This window comes from Diaphorobacter sp. ED-3, from assembly GCF_027625375.1.
GTDB classification, from domain to species: Bacteria; Pseudomonadota; Gammaproteobacteria; order Burkholderiales; family Burkholderiaceae_C; genus Diaphorobacter; species Diaphorobacter nitroreducens.
Map to the genome: position 1 here is coordinate 2,244,955 of NZ_CP115182.1, position 24,298 is coordinate 2,269,252.

At 65.1% G+C, this 24,298-nt stretch carries 23 protein-coding genes; 11 read left to right on the forward strand and 12 right to left on the reverse strand.

From position 1 onward, the window contains the following. Positions 1 to 20 precede the first annotated feature (20 nt). The 4 genes from PCQ86_RS10990 (at position 21) to PCQ86_RS11005 (ending at position 3,680) form a co-directional block, all read left to right on the forward strand. Complete coding sequence (locus PCQ86_RS10990) at positions 21 to 1,520, forward strand: terminase large subunit (protein ID WP_270173723.1); 1,500 nt, start codon at positions 21 to 23, stop codon at positions 1,518 to 1,520. A 176-nt stretch (positions 1,521 to 1,696) separates the two neighbouring features. Beyond that, positions 1,697 to 1,978 carry a head-tail connector protein gene (locus PCQ86_RS10995; protein ID WP_270173724.1) on the forward strand — a complete coding sequence of 94 codons (282 nt, stop codon included), beginning with the start codon at positions 1,697 to 1,699 and terminating at the stop codon, positions 1,976 to 1,978. A 23-nt stretch (positions 1,979 to 2,001) separates the two neighbouring features. Further along, positions 2,002 to 2,292 carry a phage head closure protein gene (locus tag PCQ86_RS11000; RefSeq protein WP_270173725.1) on the forward strand — a complete coding sequence of 97 codons (291 nt, stop codon included), beginning with the start codon at positions 2,002 to 2,004 and terminating at the stop codon, positions 2,290 to 2,292. Positions 2,293 to 2,726: 434 nt separating this feature from the next. After that, the gene (locus PCQ86_RS11005; protein WP_270173726.1) at positions 2,727 to 3,680 is read left to right on the forward strand and encodes an AEC family transporter; all 954 of its coding nucleotides are present in this window, start codon (positions 2,727 to 2,729) and stop codon (positions 3,678 to 3,680) included. Between the two features lie 44 nt (positions 3,681 to 3,724). On the opposite strand, the gene pdxH is transcribed toward PCQ86_RS11005, so the two are convergent. Genes pdxH through PCQ86_RS11020 form a run of 3 tightly spaced genes read right to left on the reverse strand, consistent with a single transcriptional unit; the run spans position 3,725 to position 5,571 of the window. Then, positions 3,725 to 4,378, reverse strand: a complete 654-nt coding sequence (gene pdxH / locus PCQ86_RS11010) for a pyridoxamine 5'-phosphate oxidase (RefSeq protein ID WP_270173727.1) — start codon at positions 4,376 to 4,378, stop codon at positions 3,725 to 3,727. 38 nt (positions 4,379 to 4,416) lie between these two features. Then, complete coding sequence (locus tag PCQ86_RS11015; RefSeq protein WP_270173728.1) at positions 4,417 to 4,944, reverse strand: superoxide dismutase family protein; 528 nt, start codon at positions 4,942 to 4,944, stop codon at positions 4,417 to 4,419. 33 nt (positions 4,945 to 4,977) lie between these two features. Beyond that, positions 4,978 to 5,571: a gamma-glutamylcyclotransferase gene (locus tag PCQ86_RS11020; protein WP_270173729.1), complete on the reverse strand. Its 594-nt coding sequence runs from the start codon at positions 5,569 to 5,571 to the stop codon at positions 4,978 to 4,980. Positions 5,572 to 5,633: 62 nt separating this feature from the next. Between PCQ86_RS11020 and PCQ86_RS11025 the strand changes: the two genes are divergently transcribed. Beyond that, a complete protein-coding gene (locus PCQ86_RS11025; RefSeq protein WP_103737687.1) occupies positions 5,634 to 6,173 on the forward strand; it encodes an OmpA family protein in 540 nt (179 codons plus the stop codon). 183 nt (positions 6,174 to 6,356) lie between these two features. Here PCQ86_RS11025 and PCQ86_RS11030 read toward each other — a convergent pair whose 3' ends face one another. After that, positions 6,357 to 7,382 (reverse strand): LacI family DNA-binding transcriptional regulator, encoded by a 1,026-nt coding sequence (locus PCQ86_RS11030; protein WP_011805297.1) that lies wholly within the window; start codon positions 7,380 to 7,382, stop codon positions 6,357 to 6,359. Positions 7,383 to 7,627: 245 nt separating this feature from the next. On the opposite strand from PCQ86_RS11030, the gene PCQ86_RS11035 reads away from it, so the two are divergent. From PCQ86_RS11035 to eda, 6 genes are all read left to right on the forward strand, one after another. Continuing rightward, positions 7,628 to 8,146: a gluconokinase gene (locus tag PCQ86_RS11035; protein WP_135149243.1), complete on the forward strand. Its 519-nt coding sequence runs from the start codon at positions 7,628 to 7,630 to the stop codon at positions 8,144 to 8,146. After that, complete coding sequence (locus tag PCQ86_RS11040) at positions 8,143 to 8,664, forward strand: TRAP transporter small permease (RefSeq protein WP_123676600.1); 522 nt, start codon at positions 8,143 to 8,145, stop codon at positions 8,662 to 8,664. The genes PCQ86_RS11035 and PCQ86_RS11040 overlap by 4 nt, the downstream gene beginning before the upstream one ends. An 8-nt stretch (positions 8,665 to 8,672) precedes the next feature. Then, positions 8,673 to 9,953, forward strand: coding sequence for a TRAP transporter large permease (locus PCQ86_RS11045; protein ID WP_088886635.1), 1,281 nt, complete (start codon positions 8,673 to 8,675; stop codon positions 9,951 to 9,953). A gap of 44 nt (positions 9,954 to 9,997) precedes the next feature. Further along, on the forward strand, positions 9,998 to 11,008 hold the full coding sequence (locus PCQ86_RS11050; RefSeq protein ID WP_047351486.1) for a TRAP transporter substrate-binding protein: 1,011 nt from the start codon (positions 9,998 to 10,000) through the stop codon (positions 11,006 to 11,008). 159 nt (positions 11,009 to 11,167) lie between these two features. Beyond that, entirely contained in the window at positions 11,168 to 12,985 is a 1,818-nt protein-coding gene (gene edd, locus PCQ86_RS11055; RefSeq protein ID WP_270173730.1) for a phosphogluconate dehydratase, read from the forward strand. Beyond that, positions 12,976 to 13,623, forward strand: a complete 648-nt coding sequence (gene eda / locus PCQ86_RS11060) for a bifunctional 4-hydroxy-2-oxoglutarate aldolase/2-dehydro-3-deoxy-phosphogluconate aldolase (RefSeq protein WP_270173731.1) — start codon at positions 12,976 to 12,978, stop codon at positions 13,621 to 13,623. Before edd ends, eda begins: the two co-directional genes overlap by 10 nt. Positions 13,624 to 13,692: 69 nt before the next feature. Here eda and gloA read toward each other — a convergent pair whose 3' ends face one another. The 8 genes from gloA to scpA all read right to left on the reverse strand — a co-directional run bounded on the left by gloA (position 13,693) and on the right by scpA (position 24,201). Further along, positions 13,693 to 14,109 (reverse strand): lactoylglutathione lyase, encoded by a 417-nt coding sequence (gloA, locus tag PCQ86_RS11065; RefSeq protein WP_011805290.1) that lies wholly within the window; start codon positions 14,107 to 14,109, stop codon positions 13,693 to 13,695. Between the two features lie 62 nt (positions 14,110 to 14,171). Further along, a complete protein-coding gene (locus PCQ86_RS11070) occupies positions 14,172 to 14,963 on the reverse strand; it encodes an SDR family NAD(P)-dependent oxidoreductase (RefSeq protein ID WP_270173732.1) in 792 nt (263 codons plus the stop codon). Positions 14,964 to 15,227: 264 nt separating this feature from the next. Beyond that, complete coding sequence (bioB, locus tag PCQ86_RS11075; RefSeq protein WP_270173733.1) at positions 15,228 to 16,280, reverse strand: biotin synthase BioB; 1,053 nt, start codon at positions 16,278 to 16,280, stop codon at positions 15,228 to 15,230. Positions 16,281 to 16,644: 364 nt separating this feature from the next. Beyond that, the gene (locus tag PCQ86_RS11080; RefSeq protein WP_015913377.1) at positions 16,645 to 17,106 is read right to left on the reverse strand and encodes a VOC family protein; all 462 of its coding nucleotides are present in this window, start codon (positions 17,104 to 17,106) and stop codon (positions 16,645 to 16,647) included. Positions 17,107 to 17,165: 59 nt separating this feature from the next. Next, the gene (locus PCQ86_RS11085; protein WP_270173734.1) at positions 17,166 to 19,214 is read right to left on the reverse strand and encodes an acetyl-CoA carboxylase biotin carboxylase subunit; all 2,049 of its coding nucleotides are present in this window, start codon (positions 19,212 to 19,214) and stop codon (positions 17,166 to 17,168) included. A 241-nt stretch (positions 19,215 to 19,455) separates the two neighbouring features. Beyond that, positions 19,456 to 20,988, reverse strand: a complete 1,533-nt coding sequence (locus PCQ86_RS11090) for an acyl-CoA carboxylase subunit beta (RefSeq protein WP_270173735.1) — start codon at positions 20,986 to 20,988, stop codon at positions 19,456 to 19,458. 25 nt (positions 20,989 to 21,013) lie between these two features. Continuing rightward, positions 21,014 to 22,042, reverse strand: a complete 1,029-nt coding sequence (gene meaB, locus PCQ86_RS11095) for a methylmalonyl Co-A mutase-associated GTPase MeaB (protein ID WP_270173736.1) — start codon at positions 22,040 to 22,042, stop codon at positions 21,014 to 21,016. After that, complete coding sequence (gene scpA, locus PCQ86_RS11100) at positions 22,039 to 24,201, reverse strand: methylmalonyl-CoA mutase (RefSeq protein ID WP_270173737.1); 2,163 nt, start codon at positions 24,199 to 24,201, stop codon at positions 22,039 to 22,041. Before scpA ends, meaB begins: the two co-directional genes overlap by 4 nt. Between the last annotated feature and the right edge of the window lie 97 nt (positions 24,202 to 24,298).

Below are 24,298 nucleotides of genomic sequence, written 5' to 3' on the forward strand. Positions count from 1 at the left end.
TTTGATAGTTTTTGCCAATCATGACCCGCGCCGCCCGCATCATCGAGTTCATCGAGCGTTACTGTGTGACGCCCGAGGGCGCAAGCGTGGGCCAGCCGTTGGTGCTGGCAGAGTTTCAGAAACAGTTCATCCGTGACGTGTACGACAACCCGCACGGCACGCGCCGCGCCCTGTTGTCGGTGAGCCGGAAAAATGGCAAGAGCGGCTGCATTGCAGCGCTACTGCTGGCCCACCTGGTAGGCCCCGAGGCCAAGCAAAACAGCCAAATCGTGTCGGGTGCCATGAGCCGCGACCAAGCCGCCCTGGTGTTCAACCTGGCCGCGAAGATGGTGCAACAGTCCCCGAAGCTGTCTAGCCTGGTGAAGATCATCCCCAGCGGAAAGCGCCTGATCGGCCTGCCGCTCAACGTGGAGTACAAGGCCCTTGCAGCGGACGGCAAGACGGCGCACGGCCTTTCCCCGGTGCTGGCCATCCTGGACGAAATCGGCCAAGTTCGTGGCCCGCAGTCCGACTTCATCGACGCCATCACCACGAGCCAGGGGGCGCACGAAGCGCCGCTGCTGATCGCCATCAGTACCGCCGCAGCCAACGATGCTGATCTGCTTTCCACATGGATCGACGACGCCCGCGCCAGCCAAGACCCGCGCATCGTCTGCCATGTGTACGAAGCGCCCGCAGGCTGTGATCTGCTGGACGTTGAAGCCTGGAAGGCCGCAAACCCAGCTCTAGGCACGTTCCGCAGCCTGGACGATCTCCGGGAGCAACTGACGCAGGCGCAGCGTATGCCGAGCATGGAGAACAGCGCCCGCAACCTGCTACTGAATCAGCGGGTTTCGACTGTCTCCCCGTTCATCAGCCCGGACGTGTGGAAGTCCAACTGCGGAAATCCCCGCAGTTTCGACGGCCCGGTGTTCGCTGGCCTGGACTTGTCGGCCCGTACCGACCTCACGGCGCTGGTGATCGTGGGCCAGGTGGATGGCGTGTGGCATGTGCAACCCCACTTCTGGACACCATCGCAGGGCCTGGAGGAACGCGCCCGCCGCGACCGTGCCCCCTATGACGTGTGGCACCGCCAGGGCTTTTTGCGGACGACTCCCGGCGCGACCGTGGACTATGAGCACGTTGCATCCGACATGCTGGAAATCTTCGCTGATCTGGACGTGCAGGCCATCGCATACGACCGCTGGCGCATCGACCTCATGCGCAAAGAGCTAGACCGCCTGGGCGCAGACCTGCCGCTGGTGGAGTGGGGCCAGGGCTTTAAAGACATGGCTCCAGCATTGGACGCCCTGGAGGCCGAGCTACTGAATGGACGCATCGCCCACGGTGGGCACGCCGTCTTAACCATGTGCGCCGCCAATGCCGTGGTCACCAAAGACCCAACGGGAGCCAGGAAGCTGGACAAGGCGAAGGCTACAGGACGCATAGACGGATTGCAGGCCCTGGCGATGGCCATGGGCGTGGCATCGAGGGCCACCGAGGCGCAGAGCGTGAGCTTCGACGCCTTCACTTTTGTTTAACAGCCCGTGCCGGTGCGGGGGCGAAAGCCGCAGACCGGACGCGCCTTAGTCGGTGAGTGGCGCGGCGAGAACGAACCCCGACAGCCAGCGGCACGACATAAGGTGCGCGGCTGGCAACCCGCCCCCCTGCCTGAGTGATTCTTGCGGGGGGGCACCCCTACAACTGAGGAACCGACATGGCCGCACTATTGACCCTGGACGAAGCGAAGCTGCACTGCCGCATCGACCACAACGACGAAGATTCTCTGCTGGGCGCGCTGATCGCCACCGCCACCACCGCCGTGGCCGACTACCTGAACGTCACCACCGTGGCCGAGCCTGTGCCCGCTCCGGTGAAGTCTGCCGCGCTGCTGCTGGTGGGCACGCTGTACGAACAGCGGGAAAGCCAGGGCGACCGGCAGTTCTACAAAAACCCGACTTTTGAGAACCTGCTCAACCCCTACCGGGTGCATTCATGAAGGCGGGGCAACTTGACCAACGGGTGACGGTTGAACGTTTCTCCCGCACCGAGGACGAGCTGGGCCAGCCCATCGAGTCCTGGGCCCCCCTGTTCACCTGCTGGGCCGCTGTGGAGCCGCTGACGGGCCGGGAGTACCTAGCCGCTCAAGCTGCCGTGTCCGAAGTGACGGCCAGAATCAGGATGCGGTTTCGCCCATGGATGACTGCGCAGGATCGCGTGATCCATAACGGCACCATCTACGGCATCGAGAGCCTGATCGACGTGCGCTCAGACCACCGAGAGCTGGTGCTGATGTGCAAGGCGGTGGGGTAGGGCAGGCGTGTGCAAACGCCTTTTCTATCGGCACCAAAAACAGACTGCCGTTACAGCTAAATATCACAATGTGAAAAGCTGATGCACACGGATTGCACACGATCACCCCGCAAACCCGCATGAATGTTGGTTAATCGCAACTATCCATCATCGGCGCAACGGACATGCGCCAGGGACTGTGGGCGATGGAGGAGGGCGTAGCGTGCACGGTGAAGGACGGGGCGGTCTGACGAGATAAAGGAGCGGGGCGGGGGCCGATATTGTCCCAGGTCCGGTTTTGCGCCGCGGTGGCAAGGGGTTTTGGGTATTTTTGGCCTCCAGCGCTTGTCCATCAAGCGCTGGCAGCTATTAATTCATGAGTGCAAGCGCGCCGCATCCCCAGGCCCTACACTTGCCGCCCGGCGCCGCGCCGGCACCTCGACCCTCTGCCCACCTTGCTGTCCTCGATCCTCGTTCCCCTGGTTCCCGTCATTCTGTGCATCGGCATCGGCTACTTCACCGCCCGCGTGGGCTGGGTGCGCGCCACGGCGGTGCCAGATCTGTCCAACATCGTGTTCCTGGTGCTCACGCCCGCGCTGCTGTTTCGCACCATGGGCCATGTGCGGCTCCAAGAGCTGGACTTTCAGCCCGTGCTGCTGTACTTCAGCGCGGCGGCGCTGCTGTTCGGGCTGACGCTGGCGTTCAGCCGGTTCTCCACGGCCGCGGCGGCGCGGGCGCTGGCGCACACCTTCAGCAATCTGGTGATGATCGGCGCGCCGCTCATGGGCCTGGTGTATGGGCCGCAGGGCCTGGTGACGCTGTTCACGCTGGTGTCCCTGCATTCGCTGGTGCTGCTGACGGCGGCCACCATGGTGTTCGAGCTGGCCGAGGCGCGCGAGCAGCAGCGCACCGGCAGCGCCGCGCCGCGCCCCATGGCGCACACCGTGTGGCAGGCCGTGCGCAACAGCATCGTGCACCCGGTGCCGCTGCCCATCCTGGCGGGCCTGCTGTTCGCGCAGACGGGCTGGAAGCTGCCCGAGATGCTGGACCGCCCGCTGCAGGTGCTGGCGGCGGCGCTGGGGCCCATGGCGCTGCTGCTGGTGGGTATTGCGCTGGCGCACACACGCATTGGCAACCACTGGCGCGGCGCGTTGCGGGTGGCGATGATCAAGAACCTGGCGCTGCCCGCCACGCTGGGGACGCTGGCGTGGGCGCTGGGGCTGTCAGGCCCGGCGATCGCGGTGATGTTCACCGCCGCGGCCATGCCGGTGGGCGCGAATGTGCTGTTGTTCACGCAGCGCTATGGCGTGATGCAGGAGGAGGTGTCCTCGGCCATCGCGCTGTCCACCGCGCTGGCGCTGATCACGCTGCCGGTGGTGCTGGTGTTGGCGCAGTTCTTCATGCATTGAACATGCGTTGAAGACGCGCGTGGAGCAGGGCGTCTTCCGGGCGCTTACGGCGCCAGCCGCTCGCGCTCCCACGCGCCGTCCTCCAGGCGGTAGCGCAACCGGTCGTGCAGGCGGCTCTTGCGGCCCTGCCAGAACTCCCACTGATCCGGCCGCAGGCGAAAGCCCCCCCAGTGCGGCGGGCGGGGCGGCTTGAGCAGGAACTGCGCGCCGTACTTGGCCGCGTTGGCCACCAGCACGCCGCGGCTGGGGATGACCTGGCTTTGCGGGCTGGCCCAGGCGCCGATGCGCGAGTCCAGCGGGCGGCTGTGGAAATAGGTGTCGCTTTCCTCGTCGCTCACCTTTTCCACGACGCCCTCGATGCGCACCACGCGCTCCAGCTCCACCCAGTGGAATTGCAGCGCGGCATAGGGGTTGCCGGCCAGCTGGCGGCCCTTGCGGCTGTCGTAGTTGGTGTACCAGACGATGCCGCGTGCGTCATAGCCCTTGATGAGCACCACCCGGGTGCTGGGACGCAGGTCGCTGCCCACGGTGGCCACGGTCATGGCGTTGGGCTCGGGCACCTGGGCAGCGATGGCTTCGCGCAGCCATTGGTCGAACTGCTGCAAGGGATCGGCGTGGGAGGCGTCCTCGCTGAGCTCGGCGCGCTCGTAGCTCTTGCGCAGGTCGGCGATGGAGGAGGAAAGAGGGCTGTGGCTCATGCGGGGATTGTGCCCGCAGGGCGCCCAGCCCTGCACGATCAGCGACCGGCGATCACCGCGCACGCCAGGCGCGCGCCCGCGTTGCCGGTGGGTTGGGTGACGTAATCGTCGGGGTTGGCATGCACGATCAGGCCGCGACCCACGATGTCGGTGGCGCCGGAGCCCACGCGAATGCTGCGCGACTCGAAGTTGAAGGTGGCCACGCCGCTGCCGTCCGCGCGCAGGCTGGGCAGGTCGCCGGTGTGGTGCGGTCCCTTGCCGTGCTGGCCATGCGGTGTGCCCGTGGGATTGAAGTGGCCGCCCGCGCTGTTGCCGTCCCCGCTGGAGCAGTCGCCTTTCTCATGAATGTGAAACCCGTGCTCCGCCCCCGGCTTGAGCCCGCTGACCGTGCCGCTGACGCGCACCGCATCACCGTTTTGCACGAAGCGCACCGTGCCCTGGGTGCTGTTGCCGCGCGTAGGCTCCAGCCGGGCGGTGGCCGAGGGCGCGCTGGACATGGATGCGCAGCCGACGAGTGCGACGGCAGCCGCCAGGGCAGCGGCCGTGGGGAGGTAGCGAAGGGACATGCGATTTCTCCAGGAGGGTTGAAAACCGCCAAACTAACGCGGTTCGCGCGCCAACGCAATCAGACGCGAGAGCGCTCGGTCGTGGATGCCCATGCGTTGCAGCTCGGCGTGCGTGGCCTCGGCGTAGTCGCGCGTGGTGCCGTAGATGCCGCTGGCCTGCGCGAAGATGCGGCGGTATTCCTCGTCCGCCAACACACCCGTGTGGCTGGGGCTCTTGCGCGACAGCGTGAACGCCAGCGCGCGCACCGCACCTTGGGGCGTGCGGCAGTTGAGCCAGCGCGGGTCGTATACGCCCAGGACCATCTCGCGCTGCCACAGGTTGACCATGACCTGGCGCGCGTGGCTGTGGTCCACGCGGAACACCATGCCGCGGCAACTGCCGCCCGACAGCATGCCTAACACCAGTCCCGGGCATTCGGGCGTGCCGCGATTCACGCGGCTCCACATCTTCAAAGCCCGGTGCCAGCCGTGCACCGTGGCCGCGCGCCGCTCGGCGTAGGCAAAGTCGGGCCGCCAGATCAGCGAGCCATAGCCAAAGATCCACAGGTCGTCCCGCCCGCCCCATTCATGCAGCGCGCGGTCGAGCATGGGGGCGGGGTCACGCAGGGGAGCGGCAAGCGGCGGCATGGCGAGACTCTACAATCGATGGGTTTTGTCCAACGCACCGATTATTCACGGGAGTTCTCAACATGTCCTTCAACAGCTCCGACGACGACAGCCAGCAACGCTTCGCACTCGGGTTCCTCTTTGCGCTGATCGCGCTGGTGGTCTCCACCGTCGTGGGCGTGGTGGTCTACAAGCGTGGCATTGCCCACGCCCCCAAGGCGCCGGCCGCCGCTGTGGTCCCTGCGGCTGAGGCAGCCGCGCCCGGCGTGGTGATCATGATCACCGAGGACGCCGCCAGCGTGGTGGTGGAGGGCGGTGTGGTGAAGTTCTTCTTCGCCACCGGCAAGGCCGAGCTGGCCCCGGGCGCCAACGAAGCGCTGGGCGACGTGGTCAAGGGCGTGGTGGACGGCGGTAAGACCGCCGTGGTGTCGGGCTTCCATGACGCCACGGGCGACGCGGCCGTGAACGCCGAGCTGGCCAAGCAGCGCGCGCTGGCCGTGCGCGACGCCCTGAAGGCCCTGGGTGTGGCCGAAGAGAAGGTGGAGCTGAAGAAGCCCGAAGCCACGCAGGGCAGCGGCAGCAATGCCGAGGCGCGCCGCGTGGAGGTGATTCTGGCTCCCTGAGCCTGGATGCGCCAAGCCTGCGAAAGCCCGGTAATGCCGGGCTTTTTTGTGTCTGGCGTGCTACATATTCAATAGCTGGTCGCGCTTGTTTGAAGAAGGATTCAGGTACTTTTTTGCCTTGAGTGCTTGATTTGCAAGCGCGAAAAGCTACCAAAGCTGTAGCGCACTGCGCTGTATCCTTGTTCACGTACTCTCGCGCACGATCAGCTCGTAGTCCAGCTGCACGCACTGCGGCTGCGCCAGCGTGCCGCGCATCAGGCCCAGCAGCATGTCGGCGCCGGCGCGGCCGACTTCGCTGCGCGGTGTGCGGATGGTGGTCAGCGGCGGCACCATCTGCGCGCTGCCGGCCAAGTCGTTGAATCCCGCGACGGCGATGCGCCCCGGCACGTCGATGCGCATGCGGTTAGCCGCCAGCAGCCCGCCCTGGGCAATGTCGTCGTTGCAAAAGAAAATGGCGTCCACGTCGGGCATGCGTTGCACCAGGTCCTCGAACAGCCGGGCGCCCAGGGCGATGGAAGAGCGCTCGGGGCTTAGCAACTCCAGGCGCGGGTCGTACAGGCCCGCTTCGCGCAGGGTGCGCCGGTACCCTTCAGCACGCTGCAGCACGCGCGGGTCCAGTTGCGCGGCGCAAAAGGCGATGCGCTTACGCCCGCGTTCCAGCAGGTGGCGCGTGATGGTGGCGCCCGCGTCCTGCTGCGAAAAGCCCACGCAGGCCACACCAGGCGCGGCGCTGGTCTCCATGAGGTGCACGCAGGGCACGCCGCTGTGCACGATGAGCTGGCGTGCGGCCTCGCTGCGATCGAACCCCGTCACCAGCAGGCCGGCGGGGCGGTGGGGCAGGTAGGTGCGCAGCAGCAACTCTTCCTCGGCGCTGTCGTAGTGGGTCACGCCGATGAGCGGCTGAAAGCCCTCGGGGAACAGCGTGCGGTGCACCGCCTCCAGCAAATCCACGAACAGCGCGTTGGACAGCAGCGGCACCAGCACCAGCACCTGCGTGCTGCGCTGCGACGCCAGCGCGCGCGCGGCCGGGTCGGGTACGTAGCCCAGCCGATCGGCCGCCTCGCGTACGCGTTCGGCCAACGCAGGGTCCACGGTGCGTTCGCCGCGCAGGGCACGCGACACGGTGATGGGACTCACGCCGGCGGCGCCTGCCACGTCGTTCAGGGTGATGCGGCCGCTGGAGCGGCGCGGTCGTCGGTTGGCGGTCAAGGGTTATTCCTAGGAATTCTGGCCAAAATTGTCCCTTAAGATAGCGCTATCTTTCATGGGGTTTTCGCGGGTTTGTGGGGAGGGAGTAGCTTCTCCCCATGCGATGCAGCGAAATTTCTCCATGAGAAGCCGCGGCGTGAAGCCGTGAACTTCGGGTGAACGGCTTGTGTCCTGGGATGCAGCCGTTTTTTTGAATCTTTAGAGATAGCGCTATCTTGACCTGTGACATCGATGCCATCGTGGTGATGGGCGTTTCCGGCTGCGGCAAGTCCAGCGTGGGCGAGGCCTGCGCAAAAGCGCTGGGCTGGGTGCTGCATGAAGGCGATGCCCACCATGCTCCCGAGAGCATTGCCAAAATGCGCGCCGGCGTGCCCTTGACCGATGCCGACCGCGCGGGCTGGCTGGACCGGCTGGCCGCATTGCTGGCGGCGCCCGCGGGCACGGCGGGCGTAGTGCTGACCTGCTCGGCGCTGCGCCGCAAATACCGCGATCGCCTGCGTGCGGGCAACCCGCGCGTGGGATTCGTGTTTCTGGCGCTGGACTATGAGCAGGCATTGCAGCGCGTGCAGACGCGCGCGGGGCATTTCTTTTCGCCCGCTCTGGTGGCCGATCAGTTCGCCACGCTGGAGTCGCCCGAGGGCGAGCCGCGCGTGTTGACGCTGGATGCCACACGCCCCGTGGACGAGCTGGCCCGGTCCGTCGTCCAATGGCTGCGCGGCAACGCAGCTGCTTCCCTTTCGTCGTCTTCCGGAGACAGTGCATGAGCGCTTCTTCCCCTTCCCCGCAGGAACGGCCGCGCAAGCCCCTGGTGCAGCGCCTGGCCGAGCATTTCATGGTGCTCGCACTGGCCGGCATGGTCGTGGCCGTGTTCGTCAACGTGGTATTGCGCTACGTGTTCTCCACGAGCATCGTCTCGTACGAGGAGATCTCGCGCCTGCTGTTCGTGTGGCTGGTGGCGGTGGGCACCATCGTCGCGGCCTTTGAGGGCAAGCACCTGGGCTTCGACATGCTCACTTCGCGCCTGAAGGGCCGCTCGCGCAAGCTGCTGTTCTGGGCCAGCCAGGCTCTGGTGGCGGGCGGCATGCTGCTGCTGCTCAAGGGTTCGTGGGAGCAGGTGATCGCCGGCATGGACAGCTACAGCACCGTGCTGGGTTATCCGCTGGCGCTGGGCGCCGCGGCGACGCTGGTACTGGCCGTGGGCCTGCTGGTGGGCGTGGTGGTGGATCTGCGCCGCGGCGAGCCGTTGCCGCATGGCAGCGACGCGGAAACGTCGGTGGAGTAGGGCGCACCATGATCGTTACCGCCATCTTTCTTCTGGTGCTCATCGGCGGCATGGTGATCGGCATGCCCATCGCCCACGCCCTGGTGCTGACGGGTGTCGCCCTGATGTGGCACCTGGACTTCTTCGATTCGCAGCTGCTGGCGCAAAACCTGCAGGCCGGCTTTGACAACTTTCCGCTGCTGGCCGTGCCGTTCTTCATCCTGGCGGGCGAGCTGATGAACGCGGGCGGCCTGTCGCGGCGCATCATCGACCTGGCGCGCGCCTTCGTGGGGCATATCCGCGGCGGGCTGGGCTTCGTGGTGATTGGCGCGGCCGTGCTGTTGGCGTCCATGAGCGGCTCGGCCATTGCCGACACGGCGGCGCTGGCCACCATCCTGCTGCCGATGATGCGCGAGCAGAAATACCCGATGAGCTACAGCGCGGGCCTGCTGGCGTCCGGCGGCATCATCGCGCCGATCATCCCGCCGTCCATGCCGTTCGTGATCTACGGGGTGACGACGAATACCTCGATCAGCAAGCTGTTCCTCTCGGGCGTGGCACCGGGCCTGATGATGGGCATCTTCCTGATTGGCGCCTGGGCCTGGATTGCGCGCCGCCACGACCTGCCCTCGATGGAGCGTGTGGCGTGGGGCCCGCGCATGAAGGCGCTGGCGAAGAGCTTCTGGGCCATGATGATGCCGGTCATCATCTTGGGCGGCCTGCGCGGCGGCATTTTCACGCCCACCGAGGCTGCCGTGGTGGCCGCCGTCTATGCGCTGCTGGTGTCCATGTTCGTGTACCGCGAACTGAACTGGTCGCAGCTGTACGACGTGTTCCTGGCCGCGGGCAAGACCACGGCGGTGGTCATGTTCCTGTGCGGCGCCGCCACCGTCACGGCCTACATGATCACGCTGGCGGACCTGCCCAACATGCTGGCCGACAGCTTCGCCGGCGTGATGGGCAACCCCGTGCTGTTCATGGCGCTGATGATGACCTTCCTGTTGGTGGTGGGCACGGCCATGGATCTCACGCCCACCATCCTGATCTTCGGCCCCGTCTGCGCGCCGCTGGCCGCCAAGGCGGGCATCGACCCTGTGTACTTCGGCTTCATGTTCATCTATGTGGGCTGCATCGGCCTGATCACGCCGCCCGTGGGCACGGTGCAGAACGTGGTGGCGGGCGTGGGCCGGCTGCGCATGGAGACCGTGATCCGCGGCACCACGCCGTTCCTGGCCGTGTATGTGCTGCTGGCGGTCCTGTTCACGCTGTTCCCGGCCCTCATCACCGCGCCGCTGCGCTGGATGCACTGAGCTTTTCATCCCTTTTCACCCTGACTGTCCAAAGGAGACTTCCCATGCGTATACGCTTTGCTCTTGCCGGCCTCGTGGCCGCACTCGTTGCCACCGGCGCTGCACAGGCGCAGGACTTCAAGCCGCGCATCGTGCGTTTCGGCTATGGCCTGGTGGACAACTCCAACCAGGGCCGCGCGGCCCGCATGTTTGCGCAAGAAGTGGAAAAGGCCACCGGCGGCAAGATGAAGGTGCGCGCCATTGGCAACGCCTCGCTGGGTTCCGACACGCAGATGCAGCAGGCGCTGATCGGTGGCGCGCAGGAGATGATGGTGGGCTCCACCGCCACGCTGGTGGGCCTGGTGCCGGAGATGGCTGTGTGGGACACGCCGTTCCTCTTCAGCAACGCCAAGGAAGCCGATGTGGTGCTGGACGGCCCCGTGGGCGACAAGATCAAGGCCAAGCTGGAAGCCAAGGGCATGGTGGGCCTGGTGTACTGGGAGAACGGTTTCCGTAACCTCACCAACAGCAAGCGCCCCGTCGCCAAGCTGGAAGACCTGAACGACATCAAGCTGCGCGTGATGCAGAACAACGTGTTCCTCGACAGCTTCAAGGCCCTGGGCGCCAACGCCGTGCCGCTGCCGTTCTCCGAGCTGTTCACCGCGTTGGAAACGCGCGCCGTGGACGGCCAGGAGAACCCCTACAACACCATCGTCTCCAGCAAGTTCTACGAGGTGCAGAAGTACCTCACGGTGACCAACCACGTGTACAGCCCCTGGATCGTCACGGTGAGCAAGAAATGGTGGGACGGCCTGTCCGCCGCCGAGAAGAAGGTGCTGCAGGACGCCGCCATCAAGAGCCGCGATTTCGAGCGCAAGGACACGCGCGAAGAGGCCGCCAAGGCCCTGGCCGACCTGAAGGGCAAGGGCATGCAGGTCAACGAGTTGTCGGCCGCCGAGGCCAACCGCATGCGCGAGAAGCTGGTCAGCGTGAACGCAGGCATCGCCAAGTCGGTGGGCCAGCAGACCTGGGACGAGGTGAACGCCGCCGTCCAGCAGGCGCGCAACGCCAAGTAAGCGCAGGGCGGGGCAGGCGGCGGCGCCTGCCCTCGGTTCCCTGCCCATGTGCCCTCGGCCTACACCTGTGTCGCCCACTGGCGCGTAGGATTCCGGGGGCAATGCTTGCCCGCAGTCGTTTTCTGCAACCTTCCCACAGCCGCCCTCGCGCCACCCAGCATGCCCCTGCACGACACCGTCCACACCGTCACCGAGCGCATCCGCCAGCGCAGCGCCCCTACGCGCGGCGCCTATCTGCAACAGCTTGAGTTCCACGCGCGCCGCGACCGCGGTGCAGACCGCCTGGGTTGCGCCAATGTGGCCCACGCCTTCGCCGGCATGCCTGCCAACGACAAGCTGCGTGTGGTGGTCCAGAAGGCACCCAACATCGGCATCGTCACGGCGTACAACGACATGCTGTCGGCCCATGCGCCGCTGCAGCATTACCCGGACCTGATCAAGGACGAGGTGCGCAAGCGCGGGGCTACGGCCCAGGTGGCCGGCGGCGTACCCGCCATGTGCGATGGCGTGACGCAGGGCACACCCGGCATGGAGTTGAGCCTGTTCAGCCGCGACGTGATCGCCATGGCCACGGCCGTGGCGCTGAGCCACGACGTGTTCGATGGCGCGCTCATGCTCGGTGTGTGCGACAAGATCGTGCCTGGTCTGCTGGTGGGGGCGCTGCAGTTCGGCCATCTGCCCACGGTGTTCGTGCCGGCGGGGCCCATGACGTCGGGCCTGTCCAACAGCGCCAAGGCCAAGGTGCGCGAACAGGCCGCGCAAGGTCTGGTGGGCCGCGGTGAACTGCTGGAGGCCGAGATGGCCGCTTACCACTCGCCGGGCACCTGCACCTTCTACGGCACGGCCAACAGCAACCAGATGATGCTGGAGGCCATGGGCCTGCATGTGCCGGGCACGGCCTTCGTGAACCCCGGCCAGACGCTGCGCCAGGAACTCACGCGCGAGGCCGCACGCACCGTGCTGGGTGACAAGGGGACTCCGTGCCCGCCCATCGGGCGCGTGGTAGACGAGCGCGCCATCGTCAACGCCATGGTGACGCTGCTGGCCACGGGAGGATCCACCAACCACCTGATCCACTGGGTGGCCGTGGCGCGCGCGGCGGGCCTCGTGATCGACTGGGACGACTTTTCCGCCCTGTCCGCCGTCGTGCCGTTGCTGGCGCGCGTGTACCCCAACGGCAGCGCGGACGTGAACCAATTCCAGGCCGCCGGCGGCCCCGGCTATGTGATCCGCGAGTTGCTCGATGCCGGGCTGATGCATGAGGACGTGCTCACCGTTCGCCCTGGAGGTATCCGCGAATACACGCGCGAGCCGCAGGGAACCGCCGATCAGCGACTGCACTGGGCCGACATCGGCGCCTCGCGTGACGACAGCGTGCTGCGCCCTGCGGCCGACCCTTTCAGCGCCACGGGCGGCCTCAAGCTGCTGTCGGGCAACCTGGGGCGCAGCGTGATCAAGGTCTCCGCCGTGCCGCCCGACCGGCATGTGGTGCAGGCGCCCGCACGCGTGTTTGCCTCGCAGGGCGAACTGCAGCAGGCCTTCCAGGCCGGCGAACTGGACCGGGACGTGGTCTGCGTGGTGCGCTGGCAGGGTCCCCAGGCCAATGGCATGCCAGAACTGCACAAGCTCACCCCGCCGCTGGCCGTGCTGCAGGGCAAGGGCTACAAGGTGGCGCTGGTCACCGACGGCCGCATGAGCGGCGCCTCGGGCAAGGTGCCTGCGGCCATCCACGCATCGCCCGAGGCGCATGCCGGCGGCCCGCTGGCGCTGGTGCGCGACGGTGACGTCATCCGACTGGATGCCGTGGCGGGCACGCTCGATGTGCTGGTCGATGCGGCCGAATGGCAGGCGCGCACGCCTGCCACCGTGCCGCCTGGCTTGCTGCAGGACAACGCACGCGGTTGGGGGCGCGAACTGTTCGCCGGCATGCGGCGCAATGCGCTCAGCGCGGAAGAGGGAGCCTGCACATGGCTGTGACGCAACACACCCTCACGGCGCTCGATGTGATGCGCGATGCGCCCGTGATCCCGGTCATCGTTCTGCACGACGTGCGGCATGCCGTGCCGATGGCGCGCGCGCTGGTCGCCGGTGGTATCCGCATGCTGGAGGTGACGTTGCGCACGCCGCAAGCCCTCGAATGCATGCGGGCCATCGCCGCGGAAGTGCCCGATGCCGTGGTCGGCGCAGGCACCGTACGCACCAGTGCTGATGCGGCTGCTGCCGCGCGCGCCGGGGCGCGGTTTGCCGTCAGTCCGGGTTTTACGCCCGCCGTAGGCCGCGCCTGCCGCGATGCGGGCTTGCCGCTGCTGCCGGGCGTGGCCACGGGCAGCGAGATCATGACGGCGCAGGAAGAGGGCTTGTCTGCGCTCAAGTTCTTCCCTGCGGTGCAGGCGGGCGGTACGGCCATGCTGAAAGCGTGGCAGGGGCCGTTTGGCGACGTGGCGTTCTGTCCGACGGGTGGAATCCAGCCCGGCAATGCGGCGGAGTTTCTGGCGCTCAAGAACGTGGCCTGCGTGGGCGGGTCGTGGCTGGTGCCCGCGGATGCGCTGGAGCAGGGCGACTGGTCCCGCATCACCCGTCTAGCGCGCGAAGCCAGCGCGTTGCAGCGGGTTTGATGAATACAAGTAAAAATGGGCTGCAGCGCTTTGTGGATAAGCGCTAACAGCTATTAAAGAAAGAGCAAACTAGCGCAGACCGGTGCCTGCGCCGGCATCGCTCTTGCGCTCGATCAATTCAATCTTGTAACCGTCAGGGTCGGTCACAAAGGCGATCACCGTGGTGCCGCCCTTGACCGGCCCGGCCTCGCGCGTCACGGTGCCGCCGGCGGCCTTGATCTTCTCGCAGGCGGCGTAGGCGTCGGGCACGCCCAGGGCAATGTGGCCGTAGGCTGTGCCCATCTCATAGCTTTCCACCCCCCAGTTGTACGTCAGCTCGATCTCGGCCTGGCCGGGGTTGCCGCCCTCGAAGCCCAGGAAGGCCAGAGAGTATTTGTATTCAGGGTTTTCGGAGGTGCGCAGCAACTGCATGCCCAGCACCTGGGTGTAGAAATCGATGGAGCGCTGGAGATTGCCAACGCGCAGCATGGTGTGCAGAAGTCTCATGGCATGGATTGTGCCGTCAACCCAAAGACCCTGCGGCCTGTTGCGCAGAGTGATGGGCTGGGCTAGACCGGCACGGTGTAGTTGAGCGTCATGCGGCCGCCGTCCACGGTGACGATCTCGCCGGTCACATAACTGGCGGCGTCGCTGGCGAGCCATGCCACCACATCAGCGACCTCCGAAGGCTCACCCAGGCGCTTCATCGGCGTGCGGCTCAGGATCTTGAGCCGGGCCTCGTCGCTCGTCAGCACGGCCTTCGCGGCGAGTTCCGTGGCGATGGTGCCGGGCGCCACCGCGTTCACGCGGATGCCACGGTCCGCCAGCGCCAGCGCCATCACGCGGGTGAGCTGATTGATGCCACCCTTGCTCACGTTGTAGCTGGCGATGTTCGGAATGGCCAAAACGCCGTTGACGGAACTCATGTTCACGATGCTGCCGCCGCCCGAGCGCACCATTTCGCGTGCCACAGCCTGGCCCATGAGAAAGGCACCCTTGAGGTTCACGCGCAGTACCGCGTCGAAGTCTTCCTCGGTCACCTCCAGAAAATCCGCAGCGCGGAAGATGCCCGCGTTGTTGACCAATACATCGATGCGCCCGTGCAGCGCCATGGTTTGACCTACCAGGGCATCCACTTCGGACTTGTTGCCCACATCGCAATGAATGTAGGCGGCTTGCGGCACCGCATCGGCAAGAGCACGTCCGCGGGCATCATCCATGTCTGCGATCACCACCTTGGCACCGTCGCGCGCCAGCCTGCGCACGCAGACCTCGCCAATGCCATGGGCGCCGCCCGTGACAATACACACGCGACCTTGGTGGCCGAAGGAGATAGTTGACGTGGTGAGTGTTTGGGACATGCCAGCCATCGTAGTCAATTGACAAGGGCCGGTCACTGAACGTTTACGCGGAGGGTGGGATCGTTCCCTGAGCTGGGTGCGGATGTCGGTGTTGTGGCGACGGATACTCAGCTGCCAGTTTGGTAGATACGATGTATATTATGTTAAATAATTGAATTGACTAATCCTGCCGCTTACTCGATGGCGTACCGAAAAACCGTACCCAGCTGTTGGCACCCTGATTCTTCAGGGCGCGCATCCTCTGTACAAAACAGCGCATGCAGATTAAGCACCGCAAGCAGTTTCTGTGGTGGTTTGGTTGGGCGTACCCTTCAACCCCAGTTTGGCCAGCAATTGGGTGTCGGCCTCTACATCCGGGTTGCCCGTCACGAGCAGCTTGTCGCCATAGAAGATGGAATTGGCACCCGCCAAGAAGCACAAAGCCTGCACCGCGTCGCCAAGCTGCTGGCGGCCGGCGGACAGGCGTACGCGAGCCTTGGGCATGGTGATGCGGGCCACCGCGATCACGCGCACGAAGTCCAGCGGGTCCACCGGCTCGCTGTCGGCCAACGGTGTTCCGGGAACGCGCACCAGGCTGTTGATGGGCACCGACTCCGGATACGGGTTTAGGTTGGCCAACTGCGCGATGAGACCCGCGCGGTGCACCGGCGCTTCGCCCATGCCAACGATGCCGCCGCAGCACACGTTGATGCCTGCGTCGCGCACATGGCGCAGCGTATCCAGCCGGTCCTGGTACTGGCGCGTGCTGACCACGTCGCTGTAGTACTCGGGGGCCGTGTCCAGGTTGTGGTTGTAGTAGTCCAGTCCGGCATCCTTCAGCGCCTGGGCCTGGTGCGACTGCAACATGCCCAGCGTGGCGCAGGTCTGCAAGCCTAGGTCTTTCACGGCGGTGATCAGCTCGCTCATCTTTTCGATGTCGCGGTCCTTCGGAGCTCGCCAGGCGGCGCCCATGCAAAAGCGCGTCGCGCCGGCGTCCTTGGCGGCTTGCGCTGCCTGGGTTACCTCCTGGACGTTCATGAGTTTTTCGGCCTTCACGCCGGTATCGAACTCCGCCGACTGGGGGCAGTAGCCGCAGTTTTCCGGACAGCCGCCTGTTTTCACGGACAGCAGCGTGGCCAATTCGATGTCGCCCTGGGGCCAATGTGTGCGGTGCGTGGCCTGCGCGCGCCAGAGCAGTTCCATGAATGGAAGATCGAGGAGCTCCTGTACCGCTTGAATGCTCCAGCCCTCCCCTCGCTGCGTCGCAACACTCTCGGCAACGCGAGGATGAAACTGCAGTGTCTGGGTTGTATGCGGGGCTGTCGTGGCTGAGGTCATCAAATTTCTCCGGTTCTGCGGTCGCCACTGCTGGGCGCTGCTCCTGATTGTGTAAAGGCTTGAGTGGTCTGTGAAGTCTTAGCGTTCAAAAATCAGGATGAAAAGAGATGCGCCTAAAAGTGGCCTATTTGCGTTATTTTTAATGCATCTTGAGAGCATATAGATGAAAAATGGGGAATGAAGATGGAGGAAGCAAGTCGTGTTGTTCATCTGCCATCAAATACCCCGTAAATTCCCCTAATTACCAGAAACACCCTGCTGTTTTTGCTGAAGATGCGGCATGACCATAAAAAAAGCCCTGGTCGCATGGACCAGGGCTCTCTTGTTTTTCAGCAGTCAGGTGCTTCGTCGAAGCTTGTCCTTTTCAACCCAACGCCGCGATCACCTCGGGCGGCGCCTGCACCAGTTCGATCAGGACACCCTCCCCGGCGATCGGGAACTCGTCATTGCTCTTGGGATGCAGGAAGGTGATGTCGTAGCCCGCCGCGCCTTTGCGGATGCCCCCGGGCGCAAAGCGCACACCCTGTGCGGTCAGCCATTCCACCGCCTTGGGCAGGTCATCGATCCACAGGCCGATGTGGTTCAGCGGCGTGGCGTGCACGGCAGGCTTTTTCTCGATGTCCAGGGGCTGCATGATGTCCACCTCCACCTTGAAGGCGCCCTGCCCCATGGCAAGGATGTCCTCGTCCACGTTCTCTCGCTCGCTCTGGAAGGTACCCGTCTGCGTGAGGCCGAGCATGTCCACCCACAAGGTCTTCATGCGCTGCTTGTCGGTGCCGCCGATGGCCACCTGCTGGATGCCCAGCACTTTGAAGGGGCGTGTCATCCATTTACTCCTTTATTGATAGCTGCTAGCGCTTGCAGGGCAAGCGTTAGATGCTGTTTTCATTGAAATTCCAGGATGACCTGATCCACCGCCAGCGATTCGCCCTTGCCCGCGACGATCTTGCCCACCACGCCGTCCTGCGCCGCGAAGAGGATGTTCTCCATCTTCATGGCCTCAATCACGGCCAGCTTCTCGCCGGCCTGCACCTTCTGGCCCGGCTGCACCGCGATGTCCACCAGCAGGCCCGGCATGGGCGACAGCAGGAACTTGGACAGGTCCGGTGGCGCCTTGAAGGGCATGAGCTGGTGCAACCTTGCGCCCAGCGGCGACAGCACCAGCGCGTCGATCTGCGTACCGTTGTGGCTGATGCGCAGCGCCAGCGGGTTCTTGGCCGTACCGCGCTCCACCTGCGCCGTGAAGCCCTTGCCGTTGCACTGGCCCTGCACGCGGATGTCGCCCAGGCCGGCCGTACTGCTGATGCGGTAGGTGGTGCTGCCGATGGTCACGGCGCTGGAGCGGCTCTCTGGCTCGTAGTCGGTGACCGTCACTTCATGGTGGATGTTGTTGCCCTGTGCGCCCAGCACCACCACGGTGAACTGCGCGCCCACCTGCACCTCATGACCCGTGAGCTGGCCGCTGATGCCCGATGCACGCGCGCGGTAGCGGCGGTTCATGTACGCCGCCAGCGCCACCAGGAACAGCGGATCGTCGTGCGGCACGTCTTCGGCGGCGAAGCCCTTGCCGTAGTGCTCGGCAATGAAGCCGGTGTTGAACTGGCCGGCCACGAATTTCGGGTGCGCCAGCAGCGCCGCCTGGAAAGGGATGTTGCTGCTGATGCCGCGGATCACGAAGCCGTTGAGCGCAGCGCGCATCTTCTCGATGGCGTCGTTGCGGTCCTGGCCGTGCACGATCAGCTTGGCGATCATCGAGTCGTAGTACATCGGGATCTCACCGCCTTCGAACACACCCGTGTCCACGCGCACGCCATACTTCTTGGCCGTGTCGCCCTGGAACATGGACTCTTCCGGCGCCTGGAAACGCACCAGCCGTCCGGTGGAGGGCAGGAAGTTGCGGAACGGGTCCTCGGCGTTGATGCGGCACTCGATGGCCCAGCCGTCGCGCTTCACGTCTTCCTGGCGGATGGCGAGCTTTTCGCCGGCGGCCACGCGGATCATGAGTTCCACCAGATCCAGGCCGGTGATGCACTCGGTCACCGGGTGCTCCACCTGCAGGCGGGTGTTCATCTCCAGGAAGTAGAAGTCCTGGTCCTTGCCGACCACGAACTCCACCGTGCCGGCGCTTTGGTAGCCCACGGCCTTGGCCAGGGCAACGGCCTGCTCGCCCATGGCCTTGCGGGTGGCGTCGCTGATGAAGGGGGATGGCGCCTCCTCGATCACCTTCTGATGGCGGCGCTGGATGGAGCACTCGCGCTCGTTCAGGTAGATCACGTTGCCGTGGGCGTCGCCCAGCACCTGGATCTCGATGTGGCGCGGCTCCTGCACGAACTTCTCGATGAAGATGCGGTCGTCGCCAAAACTGTTGCGCGCTTCGTTCTGGCAACTGGCAAAGCCTTCAAAGGCTTCCTTGTCATTGAACGCCACGCGCAGGCCCTTGCCGCCGCCACCGGCCGAGGCCTTGATCATCACCGGGTAGCCGATGCCCTTGGCGATCTCCACCGCGGCCTCGGGCCCGGCGATGGGGTCGTTGTATCCGGGGATGGTGTTCACGCCCGCCTGGTTGGCCAGCTTCTTGGACGCGATCTTGTCGCCCATGGCGGCGATCGCCGCATGCTTGGGGCCAATGAAGACGATGCCCTCCTCCTCCACCCGCTTGGCGAAGGCTTCGTTCTCGGACAGGAAGCCGTAGCCCGGATGCACCGCCTGCGCGCCGGTCTGCTTGCAGGCAGCAATGATCTTGTCGGCCAGCAGATACGACTCGCGGCTGGGCGCAGCGCCGATGTGCACGGCCTCGTCGGCCAGCTTGACATGGCGCGCGTCCTTGTCGGCGTCGGAGTAGACGGCCACGGTGGCAATGCCCATCTTGCGGGCGGTTGCGATGACGCGGCAGGCGATTTCGCCACGGTTGGCGATCAGGATTTTGGTGAACATTCTCACAACCCGTTTTCTTGAATGATTTGCTTCAGTTGCTGAAGGGCTTCAGGACTGAATCGAAGACTTTGACTCTTTTCCCAGGGAGAGCGCGCCCGGCAGAACCGTATGTGTCTAGCTGCAAGCACTTCCCATCGTCTGTGATGACTACGGTGTAAGTGCATTCAACTGTCGAGTGCTTTGCGACCGACTGCAGTGGCTGCGCTTTGATATTTGCGATCAGCGCCATGCCAACTCTCCTTTACAGCGGAATGTTCCCGTGCTTGCGCCACGGGTTATCAAGCTGCTTGTTCTTGAGCATGGCCAGGCTGCGGCAGATGCGCTTGCGTGTCTCATGCGGCAGGATCACGTCGTCGATGAAGCCGCGTGCGCCGGCGACGAACGGGTTGGCAAAGCGCGCCTTGTACTCAGCCTCGCGGGCGGCCAGCTTGGCGGGGTCGTTCTTGTCCTCGCGGAAGATGATTTCCACCGCGCCCTTGGCACCCATCACCGCAATCTCGGCGTTGGGCCAAGCCAGGTTCACGTCGCCGCGCAAGTGCTTGGAGGCCATCACGTCATACGCGCCGCCATAAGCCTTGCGTGTGATGACGGTGATCTTCGGCACGGTGCACTCGGCGTATGCGTAGAGCAGCTTGGCGCCGTGCTTGATGATGCCGCCGTACTCTTGAGAAGTGCCTGGCATGAAGCCGGGCACGTCCACAAACGTGACCACGGGGATGTTGAACGCATCGCAAAAGCGCACAAAGCGCGCGGCCTTGATGCTGGACTTGATGTCCAGGCAACCGGCCAGCACCAGCGGCTGGTTGGCCACGATGCCTACGGTCTGGCCTTCCATGCGGGCAAAGCCAATGATGATGTTCTTGGCGTACTCGGGCTGCAGCTCAAAGAAGTCCCCGTCGTCCACCGTCTTGAGGATCAGCTCCTTCATGTCGTAGGGCTTGTTGGGGTTCTCGGGCACCAGCGTGTCCAGGCTCATGTCCATGCGGTCGGCCGGGTCGTTGCTGGGGCGCACCGGGGCTTTTTCGCGGTTGTTGAGCGGCAGGTAGTTGTACAGGCGGCGCAGCATCATCAGCGCCTCCACGTCGTTCTCAAACGCCATGTCGGCCACACCACTCTTCGTGGTATGGGTGATGGCGCCGCCGAGCTCTTCGGCCGTGACTTCTTCGTGCGTCACGGTCTTGACCACTTCGGGGCCGGTCACGAACATGTACGAGCTGTCCTTGACCATGAAGATGAAGTCGGTCATGGCCGGGCTGTATACCGCTCCGCCCGCGCAGGGGCCCATGATCATGCTGATCTGCGGGATCACGCCGGACGCCAGCACATTCTTCTGGAACACGTCGGCATAGCCACCCAGGGAAGCCACACCCTCCTGGATGCGCGCGCCGCCCGAGTCGTTCAGGCCGATCACCGGCGCACCGACCTTCATGGCCTGGTCCATGACCTTGCAGATCTTCTCGGCGTGGGTCTCGGAGAGCGCGCCGCCGAACACCGTGAAGTCCTGGCTGAACACGAACACCAGGCGGCCGTTGATCATGCCGTAGCCGGTGACCACGCCGTCGCCGGGGATCTTGGTGTTCTCCATGCCGAAGTCCGTGCAGCGGTGCTCCACGAACATGTCCCATTCCTCGAAGGTGCCGTCGTCCAGCAGCAGCTCGATGCGCTCGCGCGCGGTGAGCTTGCCCTTCTTGTGCTGGGCGTCGATGCGCTTCTGGCCACCGCCCAGGCGGGCGAGTTCGCGCTTTTTCTCCAGTTGATCCAGGATGTCTTGCATGGTCGCTCTTTCAGTGAAGTGCTATTTAAATAGTAGCGTGCAGCGCTTGTCCAGATTGCGCTGCAAGCAGATTTCGTGCTGCAGTGGAGGCCGCTACGCGTCCCGCGGCCACGTCCTGCTGCAGGCGGGGCAGCAACTCGCGCACCTGCGGGTGCTGGCGGAAGGCCTGCTTCAAGCCCGCGTCGATGCGCTCCCACATCCACGCCAGGGATTGCCGCTCGCGCCGCGCGGCCAGGCGGCCGTTGGCCGTCTGCAGGCGGCGGAACTCCTGCACCGCGGCCCAGAAGCGATCCACCCCCTCGCCTTTCAGCGCGCTGAGCGTGATGACCTTCGGCGTCCACAGGGATTCGTCGTGGTGCGCATGCTCGGGGTTGCCGTGCATGGACAGCAGGCGCAGGCTGGAAGTGATCTGCGCCTGCGCGCGTGTGGCGGCGTGCGGGTCGATGTCGGCCTTGTTGATGACCACCAGGTCTGCCAGCTCCATCACACCCTTCTTGATGGCCTGCAGGTCGTCGCCCGCGTTGGGCAACTGCAGCACGCAGAACATGTCGGTCATGCCCTGCACGGCGATCTCGCTCTGGCCCACGCCCACGGTCTCGATGATGACCACGTCATAGCCCGCAGCCTCGCACACCAGCATGGCCTCGCGCGTTTTCTCGGCCACGCCGCCCAGCGTGCCGCTGGACGGGCTGGGGCGGATGTAGGCATCGGGGTGGACCGACAGGTGCTCCATGCGCGTCTTGTCACCGAGGATGGAGCCGCCCGAGACGGTGGATGACGGGTCGATGGCCAGCACCGCCACCTTGAGGCCTTGTGCGATCAGGTGCAGGCCCAAGGCTTCGATGAAGGTGCTCTTGCCCACGCCAGGCACGCCGCTGATGCCGAGGCGAAACGCCCGGCCCGTGTGCGGCAGCAGCGCGGTGAGCAGTTCGTCGCCCTGCGTGCGATCGTCGGCCCGCGTGGATTCCAGCAGCGTGATGGCCTTGGCCATGGCGCGGCGCCGCACGGCGGGCGCGCCGTGCAGGATGCCTTCTTGCAGCTGCTGGGGGGTCACTGCGCCTGCGCCTTCTTGATTTGCTCCAGCACGTCCTTGGCGCTGGCCGGGATCGGCGTGCCGGGGCCATAGACGCCCTTGACGCCTGCACCGTAGAGGAAGTCGTAGTCCTGCGCGGGCACCACGCCGCCCACGAAGACGATGATGTCGTCGGCGCCCTGCTTTTTCAGTTCTTCGATGATGGCGGGCACCAGCGTCTTGTGGCCCGCGGCCAGGGTGGAGACGCCCACGGCGTGCACGTCGTTCTCGATGGCCTGGCGCGCGCACTCCTCGGGGGTCTGGAACAGCGGGCCCATGTCGACATCGAACCCCAGGTCGGCAAAGGCTGTGGCCACCACCTTGGCGCCGCGGTCGTGGCCGTCTTGGCCGAGCTTGGCGATCATCACGCGCGGGCGGCGACCGAGCTGTTCGGCGGCCTGATCGATTTCACCCTTGAGCTTTTCCCAGCCTTCGGCCGAGTCGTAGGCAGCAGCGTACACACCGGTCACCTTTTGCGTATCGGCGCGGTGGCGCCCGAAGATTTTTTCCAACGCGTCGGACACCTCGCCCACCGTGGCGCGTGCGCGAATCGCCTGGATCGACAGATCCAGCAGGTTGCCTTGGCCGCTTTCTGCTGCAGAAGTAAGAGCAGCCAGCGCTTGTTGGACCTGGGTTTGATCGCGTTTTGCCTTGATGGCGTTGAGGCGCGCGATCTGGTTCTCGCGCACCTTGACGTTGTCCACCTCCAGGATGTCCACCGGGTCTTCCTTGGCAAGCTTGTACTTGTTCACGCCGACGATGACTTCCTTGCCCGAATCGATGCGCGCCTGCTTTTCCGCAGCCGCGGCCTCGATCTTGAGCTTGGCCCAGCCGGAGTCCACGGCGGCGGTCATGCCGCCCATCGCCTCGACCTCTTCGATGATCTTCCAGGCGGCGTCGGCCATGTCCTGGGTGAGTTTTTCCATCATGTAGGAGCCGGCCCAGGGGTCGATCACGTTGGTGATGTGGGTCTCTTCCTGGATGATGAGCTGCGTGTTGCGCGCGATGCGTGCGCTGAATTCGGTGGGCAGCGCGATGGCTTCGTCCAGCGCGTTGGTGTGCAGGCTTTGCGTGCCGCCGAACACGGCCGCCATGGCCTCGATGGTGGTGCGCACCACGTTGTTGTAGGGGTCCTGCTCGGTCAGCGACCACCCCGACGTCTGGCAGTGCGTGCGCAGCATCAGGCTTTTGGGGTTTTTGGCGTTGAAACCCTTCATGATGCGGCACCACAGCAGGCGCGCGGCGCGCATCTTGGCGATCTCCAGGTAGAAGTTCATGCCGATCGCCCAGAAGAACGACAGGCGCCCGGCGAAATCGTCCACGTCCATGCCCTTGGCGATGGCCGTCTTCACGTATTCCTTGCCGTCGGCCAAGGTGAAGGCCAGTTCCAGCGCCTGGTTGGCGCCGGCTTCCTGCATGTGGTAGCCCGAGATCGAGATCGAGTTGAACTTGGGCATGTTCTTGCTCGTGTACTCGATGATGTCGCCGATGATGCGCATCGACGGCTTGGGAGGATAGATGTAGGTGTTGCGGACCATGAACTCCTTGAGGATGTCGTTCTGGATGGTCCCGGCCAGCTTGTCCTGGCTCACGCCCTGCTCCTCGGCTGCCACCACGTAGCCGGCCAGCACGGGCAGCACGGCGCCGTTCATGGTCATGGAAACAGACACCTTGTCCAGCGGAATGCCGTCGAACAGGATCTTCATGTCCTCCACGCTGTCGATGGCGACGCCCGCCTTGCCCACGTCGCCCGTCACGCGCGGGTGGTCGCTGTCGTAGCCGCGGTGCGTGGCCAGGTCAAAGGCCACCGACACACCCTGCCCGCCCGCGGCCAGCGCTTTGCGGTAGAAGGCGTTGGATTCTTCGGCCGTGGAAAAGCCCGCGTACTGGCGGATGGTCCAGGGGCGCACGGCGTACATGGTGGCTTGCGGGCCGCGCAGGTAGGGCTCGAAGCCCGGCAGCGTGTTGGCGTAGGGCAGGTCCTGCGTGTCTTGCGCCGTGTACAGGGGCTTCACGCTGATGCCGTCGGGCGTCACCCAGTTCAGGGCATTCACGTCGCCGCCGGGCGCGGACTTGGCCGCGGCCTTGGCCCAGGCGGCAAGGTCGGCGGACTGGAAGATGGGATCAGGATGGCTGCTCATGGCGGGGGCGCTTTCGCAAAGATGGCAAAGAGATGTGGTTATGCGTGCTGCGTTTTCGCAATTTTGCGGAGTTTACCTGATCTGTAATTATTAATTC

What these genes read in the sequence shown, in the direction of transcription:
- PCQ86_RS11015 (WP_270173728.1), bottom strand. Translation starts at nt 4,944, where the DNA reads ATGTCCCTTCGCTACCTCCCCACGGCCGCTGCCCTGGCGGCTGCCGTC.
- PCQ86_RS11040 (WP_123676600.1), top strand. Translation starts at nt 8,143, where the DNA reads ATGAGCGCTTCTTCCCCTTCCCCGCAGGAACGGCCGCGCAAGCCCCTG.
- PCQ86_RS11025 (WP_103737687.1), top strand. Translation starts at nt 5,634, where the DNA reads ATGTCCTTCAACAGCTCCGACGACGACAGCCAGCAACGCTTCGCACTC.
- gloA (WP_011805290.1), bottom strand. Translation starts at nt 14,109, where the DNA reads ATGAGACTTCTGCACACCATGCTGCGCGTTGGCAATCTCCAGCGCTCC.
- PCQ86_RS10995 (WP_270173724.1), top strand. Translation starts at nt 1,697, where the DNA reads ATGGCCGCACTATTGACCCTGGACGAAGCGAAGCTGCACTGCCGCATC.
- scpA (WP_270173737.1), bottom strand. Translation starts at nt 24,201, where the DNA reads ATGAGCAGCCATCCTGATCCCATCTTCCAGTCCGCCGACCTTGCCGCC.
- PCQ86_RS11020 (WP_270173729.1), bottom strand. Translation starts at nt 5,571, where the DNA reads ATGCCGCCGCTTGCCGCTCCCCTGCGTGACCCCGCCCCCATGCTCGAC.
- PCQ86_RS11085 (WP_270173734.1), bottom strand. Translation starts at nt 19,214, where the DNA reads ATGTTCACCAAAATCCTGATCGCCAACCGTGGCGAAATCGCCTGCCGC.
- edd (WP_270173730.1), top strand. Translation starts at nt 11,168, where the DNA reads ATGCCCCTGCACGACACCGTCCACACCGTCACCGAGCGCATCCGCCAG.
- pdxH (WP_270173727.1), bottom strand. Translation starts at nt 4,378, where the DNA reads ATGAGCCACAGCCCTCTTTCCTCCTCCATCGCCGACCTGCGCAAGAGC.
- PCQ86_RS11050 (WP_047351486.1), top strand. Translation starts at nt 9,998, where the DNA reads ATGCGTATACGCTTTGCTCTTGCCGGCCTCGTGGCCGCACTCGTTGCC.
- PCQ86_RS11035 (WP_135149243.1), top strand. Translation starts at nt 7,628, where the DNA reads ATGGGCGTTTCCGGCTGCGGCAAGTCCAGCGTGGGCGAGGCCTGCGCA.
- bioB (WP_270173733.1), bottom strand. Translation starts at nt 16,280, where the DNA reads ATGACCTCAGCCACGACAGCCCCGCATACAACCCAGACACTGCAGTTT.
- eda (WP_270173731.1), top strand. Translation starts at nt 12,976, where the DNA reads ATGGCTGTGACGCAACACACCCTCACGGCGCTCGATGTGATGCGCGAT.
- PCQ86_RS11070 (WP_270173732.1), bottom strand. Translation starts at nt 14,963, where the DNA reads ATGTCCCAAACACTCACCACGTCAACTATCTCCTTCGGCCACCAAGGT.
- PCQ86_RS11045 (WP_088886635.1), top strand. Translation starts at nt 8,673, where the DNA reads ATGATCGTTACCGCCATCTTTCTTCTGGTGCTCATCGGCGGCATGGTG.
- PCQ86_RS11090 (WP_270173735.1), bottom strand. Translation starts at nt 20,988, where the DNA reads ATGCAAGACATCCTGGATCAACTGGAGAAAAAGCGCGAACTCGCCCGC.
- PCQ86_RS10990 (WP_270173723.1), top strand. Translation starts at nt 21, where the DNA reads ATGACCCGCGCCGCCCGCATCATCGAGTTCATCGAGCGTTACTGTGTG.
- PCQ86_RS11080 (WP_015913377.1), bottom strand. Translation starts at nt 17,106, where the DNA reads ATGACACGCCCCTTCAAAGTGCTGGGCATCCAGCAGGTGGCCATCGGC.